This window comes from Halopenitus sp. H-Gu1, assembly GCF_041821145.1.
Classification (GTDB): domain Archaea; phylum Halobacteriota; class Halobacteria; order Halobacteriales; family Haloferacaceae; genus Halopenitus.
On sequence record NZ_JBGUBC010000045.1, the window covers coordinates 1 to 7,254 of the forward strand.

Here is a 7,254-nt window from a genome sequence, read left to right on the forward strand (position 1 = left end):
CAGTGAGTGGGCGTCACTCGTTCCAGGTCGCGACGTCAGCAGACCAGACGAACTCGTCGAGTCGCTGTTGGGTGAGTTCGACGACACGCTGGCAATACTTCCAGAGCGTCTCGTTCAGCGTCGCCCTCGTCGCAGCGTCGAAAGCCTCCTCGCCCGGGTACGCACGTTCGGGGATCTCCGGGTGTGTCGTACAGACGACGCGTGGTGTACTCTCCTCGTCTAGTGTCCCTGTCTGAACGATTGCATACTCGTCGGCATCCCACAGTCCCTGTCCCTCCTCACGGCTCAATCGGGAGTCGAGACGATCGAGCAACTGTAACTCCCCCTCGGAGACGTTCGTGTCGGGTCCCTCGAACAGTTCCTCGAAGGCCTCCGTTCGAGCCTCGGATACCCACTCATCGACGTGGTCCCTGACAACGCTGAGTAACTCTCGTTCGGTTTCGAATTCGGCCATGTGAAATGGTATCTGGGGAGCGTATTCAATCTGGCCACCGTTGGCGTTCCGACCCCCTCTCTTTTGGTAGTCCACCTCGAAACGTCCGTATGGCTATCTCATATGGAGACCGCGTCAAGTTAGCGTTCACTGCGACGTATCCGGACGGAGAACTCTTCGACACGTCTTCGAGGGAGGTGGCCGCCGAACACGGCGTCGAGACGGACAAACGCTTCAGACCGATCGTTCTAGAGATCGGGTCCGAACCGGCAATGGAATCCTTACAGGAGGGGTTGATCGGCTTAGAGGAGGGAGACACCGAACGGATCGAGGTGCCACATGAGGACTTCACGTTACCCTACGACCGCGAGGAGTTCGAAGCGATGGTCGGAGAATCTCCCGAGATCGGCCAAGAAATCCATTCGCTGACGGGGCTGCTCGGAACGGTCGTCGAGATGACCGCCGATTCAGTGACGGTCGACTTCGATCCCGACCGATCGGGCGAGATACTGACCTTCGACGTCGAAATCCTCGAAATCAATTGACGTCCTCCCGCACCTGAAGACGCGGGAATCCCACGGCTCTGTACCGCTGGATTGGGATATTACGGGTTTGATCGCGTCCCCGGGTGTGTGGAATCACGTGTCTCGTTTTTTCTTCGGTTCACGTCCAAGGACGCTCGCGACGGATTCGATGCGGTCGTCGACGTGCTGTTCGCGGTCGCGATATTGATCTATCTCCACGGAGGAGATGACGCGGTTGCCCTCGACTGCGTTATGTGCCGCCTGAACGGCTTCGAACACTTCATCGACGTCTTCGGCTTCGATGACGGTATCCGTTGCAGTCAACTCGTAGGAGATGTCGAAGTCGTCGAGCGCGTTGATGGCCTGTGCGATGTCCTCCGAGAGGCTCCCGTCGTGGATCGGAATGACCTCGAATCGAGCGATTACTGTCATGATTATCTACCCTGGCTCTGGCGTGGAGTGGCGACTCCGATCCATAGCCACATTGTGATACGTGACCACCCACCATAGTCTCTTGGCTGACCTGGCACCCGTCTTCCGGAGCAGCAGTGATCGTGATCGGAGGTTCAATGTCACAGTGAACCTCGTTCTTACCCCTCAGTAACCGTGCTTGGGGCTTTTACGGCTCGTTACGCACGTTCCACACGCATGACCATCAAGCTCCCCTCTCGGCGGACGGTCCTCACACTGCTCGCGGTTGCGGGCCTGTCGTTGGTTCTGGCTCTCGTGTTCGGAGCGTTCCGAATCGTCCGGACTGACGGAGGTAACCGGGAGCAAGCCGTCGAGTCCGTTTCGCTTCCCACACCGAGCGGAGAGAGTGACGTCTCGGTCGAAGAAGCGATCGCGAACCGTCGATCGCGGCGTGAGTACGACGAGAACGCTCTGTCACGTCGTGAACTCGGACAGTTGCTCTGGGCAGCACAGGGCGTCACGGAACGAACGACAGGCTATCGGGCGGCACCCAGTGCGGGGGCGCTGTACCCGCTTGAGGTGTACGTCGTCGTCGGTACTCCTGGTGTGGACGATCTCGGGAGTGGCGTCTATCATTACCGACCGGAGAACCACGAACTTGCCCGTCGCAAAACCGGTACCGTCCAGTCGGAGCTCCGGGCGGCCGCAGTCGATCAGGAGTTCGTCGAAGAGGCGGCCATCGACATCGTCGTGTGTGCCGTCGACGAGCGGACGACAGGGAAGTACGGAGAGCGAGGACGCAAACGGTACGTTCCGATGGAGGCCGGCCACGCCGGCGAGAACCTCTACTTGCAAGCCGAGGCGCTGGGTCTTGCGACCGTTTCGATCGGTGCCTTCTCCGACGACCGCGTCCGTGATGTCGTGGAAGCACCGTCGGATCAGCGACCGTTATACGTCTTCCCCGTCGGAGGGCGTCAGTGATGATCGAGGTCGTCTTCAGTCACTGGGGGCTCGCGACGACGACCGTCGCGCATGCCGTGTTGACGCTCGTGACTGGATTCGTATTGCTCGCGGAGCGGTACGGCTATCCTCCGCGAGGGGACTGGAGGGGAATCCTTCGGGTTGCTCACACCGCGTTCGGGGTGCTGCTGGTCGTCTACCTCATCGCGACGTATCTCATCGTCCCGATCTGATCACTCCGGTAGTGAGCGGTGTACTCTCCTACTCGATTTCGATCTTTTCGACGTCGAAGTCAACGTTTGTGATGACGTTTTTGCTTTTCGGGGAACTCCCGACAGTCCTTCTGAAGTGACGAGATCGGGGCCTCGGCTTCACTCCCACACTTGACGATACGAGGCCGGTCGCGGAACGTACTGGGGGCCAGTAATACTGTCGGGAGGACGGTCATGAAGGGAAGAGACTGCTCAGCACTCCCAATCAGCGGTAATCAGGACGATATTGATATGTGATGGGTGTCTTGACACGGACATGGCGACCGTCTACTTCAGGGATGATACGGACCCCGTTGAAAGCGAGCGCGTGTTCATCGCGGAGAATGGATGGGTAGCGGTGACTGGCGAGGAGCGGGATCCGATCATGTTTCCCGCCGATAGGGTCGATCGAGTTGAAGGAACCGACGGCCTCTACTACGATACGGCCGTGCTCACCGAGGAAGTCGGCTCCAGAAACGTTGACGACGACGGACACGTCCTCCAGGAGCCGGAGCTCATTCAGCGGATGATGACCGAGGTGGAGATTTACTGACGGTTGCGCTGTTGAAATATTCTCATACGGGTCGGTATTATCTGACGACAGTGACCGGAATGGTGGCGTGATCGACCACGTCTCGTGCCACGCTGCCCAAGAGCTCGATGGTTCGTTCCGACCGGCCCCGGTGACCCACGTAGAGAGTCTCGAACGGTCCCTCCTCGGCGTAATCCGTTATATTCCTCGCCGGTTGGCCGTAGAGTAGTTCTCCGGACGCGTTTTGTCCCCGCTCCGCTGCAAACTCGATCGCCTCCTCTAAGATCGCTTGACCTTGCTCCTCCGCCTCGTCAAGGCTATCGATGATCAGCCTGCCCCGGCGGTCGGATTCGGATATCGGTTCTTCCCCACCAGCGTCATAGATATCCGGTTCGATTGCGTGGATCAGCGAGATCGATCCGCCGGTCGCGTTAGCGATGTCCGTAGCGTATGCAAGCGCCCGGTTGCTCTCTTCGGACCCATCAACGGCGACAAGTAGTTCCATACCAAACCATCGACGCCAGAACAGTTAAATCGCTTGTCCCATCCGACGATCTGGGAACGATCCTCTGCTCCTCGAGGCCGGAGGCTCCACTGTGGATTCTGCTGAGGATTACACCAGAGCCGCCGATGATTAGTCGTCAGTCACTGTCGGGGTCGGCGAATCCGTAGCTGGGGCGGGTGGCTCGTGCGTCCCGAAGTTGGGATGGGTCTCTTCCATCCAGACGTAGACGATCGCCCCGGAGATGAACATCAGGATTGCGGTCATGTAGAAGGCGGCTTCGATATTGACAAACTGCATCGAAAGCCCGATCAAGACCGCGCCGACGGCGTACCCAGAGTCCCGCCACATCCGGTAGACGCCCATTCCAGCCGACCGCCACGTCGGATGCGCTGCATCGCTCGGCACGGTCATCAGGTTCGGATACAGCAACGCCATCCCCAGACCGGATGCGGCGGCCAGAACGGCCCACGGGAGATAGCTCTCGACGAGCACCATCCCGAGCACTCCGGCACCGGCCAGGAACATTCCCCAAATTACGGGCGGACGCCGACCGATGCGATCTGCGAGCCCCCCAGTCCCAATCTGGAGGAAGTACATCGCGCTGTGGACGCCGACTACGACACCAACTGCGGCAATTCCGAGTCCCTGACTGGTGAGATACAGCGGGACTGCGATCCAGAACAGCGTGTCCACGAAGTTCTCGATGTGGCCGGCCTGTGCCGCGGCGAACAACGTCTTGTCCCCATAGGTTGCTCGCTTCAGCACCTCGTTGAACGGGAGATTCGCGTCGTGGTGGTCATCGTCGGCTTCTGCATGTGCGTACTGGACGGTCTCTTTGATCAGGAAGACCGAAATGAGGAACGCCAGCACGACGACGACGGCGAGGAAGTAAAACGGCTCGGGCCGGAGATTCCACTGGCCAGCGATAAGGCCCGTAACCCACGCACCGACGGCGACGCCCGAGTAGCCGAACGCCTCGTCAATACCGACTGCGAGTCCACGTTCGCTGGGACTTGCCAGATCGATTTTGGCGTTGATTGCCATACTCCAGGTCAGCGCCTGGTTGATGCCAAGCAGGATGTTCCCGACTGAGATCCACGCCCAACTGGGCGCAAAAATCAAAATGATCGGGAGCGGAAGCGCCGTCGCCCAGCCGAGGACGAGGACCGGCTTGCGGCCGTACTCCTCGCCCCATTTGCCCGCATAGAGGTTGAGGATCGACTTCACGACCCCGAACGAGACGACGAACGACCCGATGACGAACAGCGATTCAACCCCGAGGACGTCGCGGCCCAAGACGGGGACGACGGCACGTTCGGACCCGATGGTCAGCCCCGTCGCGAACACCAGCAGGACGTGCAGTGAGAACTGTCCTTTGTGCTCGCGGATTCCCTGTTTGAGTTTCGTTGACGTACTCATGAATCACTCGGCTGCGCAGTTGTTTGGACCCAGTTCCAGCTCGGCCAGTTCGTCGGCAGGAACCGATTCCTGCCCTACATTCGTCCGTTTGACGCGCTCGAAGTTCGGCGGATGATCCGGGATGTCCGAAGCGAGTTCCTCGATAAACGTCTCTCGGTCGCGTCCGAGATCGTCGTTCCGCTCTCGGACCTCACCAAGGGTCTCCGTCACCGGCGGTTCGGGCGAACCGGGATCATGAGCCGGCAGAACGACGGCGTCGTCCGACCGGTCCAGCAACCGCTGGAGGCTCTCGTAGAGTGTCGCCGCGTTCTGTTTGATGTCGGAGTCTTCGATCCCTGCTTCGACGCCGAGTTCAACGCGCCCCACGCTTTCGTGGAAGAGCGTATCGCCCGTAATCAGTGCTGCACCGTCGATGTCGAACGAAACACTTCCTTCGCTGTGTCCCGGCGTGTGGATGACTTCGATATCGAGACTGCCGATCCGCACTAGCTGTCCATCCTCGATTGGCGTTGCGTCGATAGCGAGCGCGTCCTTCGGGTGAAGGTAGTAGGGAACATCGTAACGGTCGGCCAGTTCTGCAGCACCCGAAACATGGTCGGCATGGGCGTGCGTGTCGAAGACGCCGACGAGTTCGGCGTCGTTGTCGTCGAGAATCGCCGCATATTCGTCGAGATAGTGCGACGGATCGAACACTGCAGCCTCTCCGTCCGAAATCAGAACGTGCGAGAGACAGCCTTTTCCGGGCCGTGAAACCTGAATAAGCGTGCCTTCAACGTCAACAGGAACAGTTGCATGCCGGTGAACGCGACTCCAGCCATTCATTCCATCCGTGAGCGTCTCGGCGTCATATCCGAGCTCCTTAAGCACGTCCGTCGCGATCTGCGCGACGACGCCCGCAGCACAGACGGTAACCATCTCCTTCTCTTCGGGGAGGTCTGCGAGGGCATTCTTCGCGGCGTCGGGGTTCTCGGTCAGTTCGTCGTAGACATCGACGTTGACGCTGTCCGGAATGTGCCAGTCGTCGTAATTTTCCTCGTGGCGAATATCAAGCACGAGGAGGTCATCTTCCTCGGCTTGTAATCGTTCACCAAGTCTCTCGGGGCTAATCTCCGACATCAGTGTATACCTATATGGGAACTATTAGAATATAGGTGCTGCCGGACATGACCGGCACTATTAATTACATCGAGACCGAAGAGACGTGTATGAGTCTCTATGAGGCCTCGTTCCGGGTCAAACACGAGTGTCCATATCGAGAGATCTCGGAGCATTACCCGGACCTCACGATTCGGGAGTGGTACCTGAGCGACTGTCAAGTGGTCGAGATCACGTCCCCGGGATCACCAACCGACGACTTACTCGACAAGATCGACGACCTGGGGTCGGTTCTTCACAAGTCGATTGACGAGTCCGGACTCCATGTCGTCACACAGTCCTGTCTCTGCTCGTTAGAGGATTCCATCATCGAACGGTTCGAAGAGTACAATTGTCTGTATCAGCCGCCGACGATTCATCGCCAGGGCTGGGAGCATTATACGGTGATCGCCTTCGACGAGAGTGACGTCCGGGCACTCCATACCGATCTGGAGACTGATCGAGACGTCGAAGTTCTCTCGAAAACGGCGATCACGGAACAAGAGATCCCCCACAGTATGCTCGCCCCGGTCGATCAGTTATTCGAAACCGTGACTGACCGACAGATGGCGGCGCTTCGGCTGGCGTTAGAAAGCGGATACTACGAGCAGCCCCGGAAGACCTCGCTCCGTGAACTAGCCGATCGGACTGCCATCGCCCGCTCGACGTACGAAGAACACCTCCGGAAGGCTGAGAACAAACTCCTCACGAACGCGGGACAGTTCTTACGACTCGTCACCGCGACGTCGACGTCGGATCCACTGCAAGTGGACGAGACGCATCAAGCCGAACAGGCTGCTGACTAACCGGACGGAGAATCCGTCAGAGATCGAGCACCCGGATGATCACAATACCCTTGGGTCGGAGTTCCGAATACGGAGTACATGACAGACTCGTCCGAGCCACGTTCGTCGCCACTTTTCGAGGCAAAGGAGTTCGACGAGTCGTCCGTCTTTACGCCGGGGGCTCTCTTAGAGAATGCACGCCGGCAGAAGGACCTCCCGGAACGGCCGGTCCCCGATATTCAGTACCTCACAAAGCCGGTTAGTTAGAACGTCTGCTTGCTAAGGATGTGCACTCCAAAC

The 7,254-nt window shown here is 58.9% G+C and carries 11 protein-coding genes; 6 read left to right on the top strand and 5 right to left on the bottom strand.

Features of this window, described 5'->3' with window-relative positions; translation table 11 throughout:
• Nucleotides 1-13: 13 nt before the first annotated feature.
• Nucleotides 14-454, bottom strand: a complete 441-nt coding sequence (locus tag ACERIT_RS15805; protein WP_373675818.1) for a hypothetical protein — start codon at nucleotides 452-454, stop codon at nucleotides 14-16.
• A gap of 89 nt (nucleotides 455-543) precedes the next feature.
• Here ACERIT_RS15805 and ACERIT_RS15810 point away from each other — a divergent pair, with 89 nt between their 5' ends.
• Entirely contained in the window at nucleotides 544-978 is a 435-nt protein-coding gene (locus ACERIT_RS15810; protein ID WP_373675819.1) for a peptidylprolyl isomerase, read from the top strand.
• A 93-nt stretch (nucleotides 979-1,071) separates the two neighbouring features.
• Here the strand turns inward: ACERIT_RS15810 and ACERIT_RS15815 are convergent, their stop codons facing one another.
• A complete protein-coding gene (locus tag ACERIT_RS15815) occupies nucleotides 1,072-1,389 on the bottom strand; it encodes an MTH1187 family thiamine-binding protein (RefSeq protein ID WP_373675820.1) in 318 nt (105 codons plus the stop codon).
• 216 nt (nucleotides 1,390-1,605) lie between these two features.
• Between ACERIT_RS15815 and ACERIT_RS15820 the strand changes: the two genes are divergently transcribed.
• From ACERIT_RS15820 to ACERIT_RS15830, 3 genes are all read left to right on the top strand, one after another.
• Entirely contained in the window at nucleotides 1,606-2,349 is a 744-nt protein-coding gene (locus tag ACERIT_RS15820; RefSeq protein ID WP_373675821.1) for a SagB/ThcOx family dehydrogenase, read from the top strand.
• Nucleotides 2,349-2,561, top strand: coding sequence for a hypothetical protein (locus ACERIT_RS15825; RefSeq protein ID WP_373675822.1), 213 nt, complete (start codon nucleotides 2,349-2,351; stop codon nucleotides 2,559-2,561). The genes ACERIT_RS15820 and ACERIT_RS15825 overlap by 1 nt, the downstream gene beginning before the upstream one ends.
• A gap of 295 nt (nucleotides 2,562-2,856) precedes the next feature.
• Entirely contained in the window at nucleotides 2,857-3,132 is a 276-nt protein-coding gene (locus ACERIT_RS15830; RefSeq protein WP_373675823.1) for a hypothetical protein, read from the top strand.
• A gap of 37 nt (nucleotides 3,133-3,169) precedes the next feature.
• Here ACERIT_RS15830 and ACERIT_RS15835 read toward each other — a convergent pair whose 3' ends face one another.
• The 3 genes from ACERIT_RS15835 to ACERIT_RS15845 all read right to left on the bottom strand — a co-directional run bounded on the left by ACERIT_RS15835 (nucleotide 3,170) and on the right by ACERIT_RS15845 (nucleotide 6,151).
• Nucleotides 3,170-3,616 carry a universal stress protein gene (locus ACERIT_RS15835; RefSeq protein ID WP_373675824.1) on the bottom strand — a complete coding sequence of 149 codons (447 nt, stop codon included), beginning with the start codon at nucleotides 3,614-3,616 and terminating at the stop codon, nucleotides 3,170-3,172.
• A gap of 129 nt (nucleotides 3,617-3,745) precedes the next feature.
• Entirely contained in the window at nucleotides 3,746-5,035 is a 1,290-nt protein-coding gene (locus tag ACERIT_RS15840) for an MFS transporter (RefSeq protein ID WP_373675825.1), read from the bottom strand.
• A gap of 3 nt (nucleotides 5,036-5,038) precedes the next feature.
• On the bottom strand, nucleotides 5,039-6,151 hold the full coding sequence (locus ACERIT_RS15845; RefSeq protein ID WP_373675826.1) for an MBL fold metallo-hydrolase: 1,113 nt from the start codon (nucleotides 6,149-6,151) through the stop codon (nucleotides 5,039-5,041).
• 89 nt (nucleotides 6,152-6,240) lie between these two features.
• Here ACERIT_RS15845 and ACERIT_RS15850 point away from each other — a divergent pair, with 89 nt between their 5' ends.
• Nucleotides 6,241-6,975: a helix-turn-helix domain-containing protein gene (locus tag ACERIT_RS15850; RefSeq protein ID WP_373675828.1), complete on the top strand. Its 735-nt coding sequence runs from the start codon at nucleotides 6,241-6,243 to the stop codon at nucleotides 6,973-6,975.
• 78 nt (nucleotides 6,976-7,053) lie between these two features.
• Nucleotides 7,054-7,221: a hypothetical protein gene (locus ACERIT_RS15855; protein WP_373675827.1), complete on the top strand. Its 168-nt coding sequence runs from the start codon at nucleotides 7,054-7,056 to the stop codon at nucleotides 7,219-7,221.
• Nucleotides 7,222-7,254: the final 33 nt, after the last annotated feature.

Excerpts from the sequence above, each read along its gene's own strand:
- ACERIT_RS15830 (WP_373675823.1), top strand. The coding sequence starts at position 2,857 with ATGGCGACCGTCTACTTCAGGGATGATACGGACCCCGTTGAAAGCGAG.
- ACERIT_RS15835 (WP_373675824.1), bottom strand. The coding sequence starts at position 3,616 with ATGGAACTACTTGTCGCCGTTGATGGGTCCGAAGAGAGCAACCGGGCG.
- ACERIT_RS15820 (WP_373675821.1), top strand. The coding sequence starts at position 1,606 with ATGACCATCAAGCTCCCCTCTCGGCGGACGGTCCTCACACTGCTCGCG.
- ACERIT_RS15855 (WP_373675827.1), top strand. The coding sequence starts at position 7,054 with ATGACAGACTCGTCCGAGCCACGTTCGTCGCCACTTTTCGAGGCAAAG.
- ACERIT_RS15805 (WP_373675818.1), bottom strand. The coding sequence starts at position 454 with ATGGCCGAATTCGAAACCGAACGAGAGTTACTCAGCGTTGTCAGGGAC.
- ACERIT_RS15850 (WP_373675828.1), top strand. The coding sequence starts at position 6,241 with ATGAGTCTCTATGAGGCCTCGTTCCGGGTCAAACACGAGTGTCCATAT.
- ACERIT_RS15815 (WP_373675820.1), bottom strand. The coding sequence starts at position 1,389 with ATGACAGTAATCGCTCGATTCGAGGTCATTCCGATCCACGACGGGAGC.
- ACERIT_RS15825 (WP_373675822.1), top strand. The coding sequence starts at position 2,349 with ATGATCGAGGTCGTCTTCAGTCACTGGGGGCTCGCGACGACGACCGTC.
- ACERIT_RS15845 (WP_373675826.1), bottom strand. The coding sequence starts at position 6,151 with ATGTCGGAGATTAGCCCCGAGAGACTTGGTGAACGATTACAAGCCGAG.
- ACERIT_RS15810 (WP_373675819.1), top strand. The coding sequence starts at position 544 with ATGGCTATCTCATATGGAGACCGCGTCAAGTTAGCGTTCACTGCGACG.
- ACERIT_RS15840 (WP_373675825.1), bottom strand. The coding sequence starts at position 5,035 with ATGAGTACGTCAACGAAACTCAAACAGGGAATCCGCGAGCACAAAGGA.